General features: G+C 62.9%; 2 protein-coding genes. Both read left to right on the plus strand.

Translation table 11 applies throughout. The features are described from left to right. On the plus strand, nt 1–464 hold a 464-nt coding region (locus tag EN906_RS34395; RefSeq protein ID WP_164777620.1), incomplete at its 5' end, for a methionine adenosyltransferase domain-containing protein. Nucleotides 465–487: 23 nt separating this feature from the next. Beyond that, the gene (locus EN906_RS34400) at nt 488–1,189 is read left to right on the plus strand and encodes a tRNA (guanosine(46)-N(7))-methyltransferase TrmB (RefSeq protein ID WP_127266943.1); all 702 of its coding nucleotides are present in this window, start codon (nt 488–490) and stop codon (nt 1,187–1,189) included. The last annotated feature ends 116 nt before the right edge of the window (nt 1,190–1,305 follow it).

Here is a 1,305-nt window from a genome sequence, read left to right on the forward strand (position 1 = left end):
GGCCGGACGGCGACGCCGGGCTGACCGGCCGCAAGATCATCGTCGACACCTATGGCGGTGCCGCACCCCATGGCGGCGGTGCCTTCTCCGGCAAGGACACCACCAAGGTGGATCGTTCGGCGGCCTATGCGGCGCGCTACCTGGCCAAGAACGTCGTGGCGGCGAAACTCGCCGACCGCTGCACCATCCAGCTTTCCTACGCCATCGGCGTTGCTCAGCCGCTGTCGGTCTATGTCGACTTGCACGGTACCGGCAAGGTCGACGAGGCAAAGCTCGAGGACGCGCTGCGCACGGTGATGGATCTGTCGCCGTCGGGTATCCGCCGTCACCTCGATCTCAACAAACCGATCTACGCCAAGACGTCGTCCTACGGCCATTTCGGCCGCAAGGCCGGCCGTGATGGGTCTTTCTCCTGGGAAAAGACCGATCTCGCCAAGGCGCTCAAGGACGCGGTCGCCGCCTGACAGCGGCGCCGCAAAGTCCCACCATGGATCCGAAGGGCAGACCAAGCCGCGCGACCGAAGCCTTTTTCGGTCGCCGGCGCGGCAAAACCATGCGTCCGCAGCAGGCGGCCGCATTGGAAAGCGGCTTTGGCACATATCGGCTCGATCTGACGGCTGAACCGCCGACCGATCTCAGCAGTCTGTTTGAGACGGATGTCAGCGCGGTTCGCCTTGAGATTGGCTTCGGCGGTGGCGAGCATCTCCTGCATCGTGCGATCGAGGCGCCTTCGATCGGCTTTATCGGCGTCGAGCCCTTCGTCAACGGCATGGCCAAGATGATGATGGCGGTGCGCGAGAAACCACTCGCCAATCTGCGGGTCTATGACGACGACGCCACAAGGCTGCTCGACTGGCTGCCGCAAGCCTCGCTCGACGGCATCGATCTGCTCTATCCCGACCCTTGGCCGAAGAAGAAACACTGGAAGCGGCGCTTCGTCAGCCCGGTCAATCTCGAGCGGTTCGCGCATGTGCTGAAGCCTGGTTCAAAATTCCGCTTCGCGTCCGACATCGACACCTATGTCAACTGGACCCTGCTGCATTGCCGCGCGCATGGCGCGTTCGCATGGCAGGCTTGCGAGGCGGCGGACTGGCACCTTTCCTATGAAGGTTGGCCGGGCACCCGTTACGAGGCCAAGGCCATTCGTGAGGGCCGGCGGCCGGCCTATCTGACCTTCATTCGGAAATAAGCTCGCGGTCATAGAGAAATTCCAGGAAAAGTGTGAAACGGTTTTCCGTCCGGAATTGCGTCAAAGCTAGAAGCGGCGGCCGATGCGATCGAAGGCGGCAGGCTCGACGCCGAGAT

Origin of the sequence: Mesorhizobium sp. M7A.F.Ca.CA.004.06.1.1 (assembly GCF_003999135.1) — a bacterium.
In the GTDB taxonomy this organism is placed as follows: domain Bacteria; phylum Pseudomonadota; class Alphaproteobacteria; order Rhizobiales; family Rhizobiaceae; genus Mesorhizobium.

What these genes read in the sequence shown, in the direction of transcription:
- EN906_RS34400 (WP_127266943.1), top strand. Translation starts at nt 488, where the DNA reads ATGGATCCGAAGGGCAGACCAAGCCGCGCGACCGAAGCCTTTTTCGGT.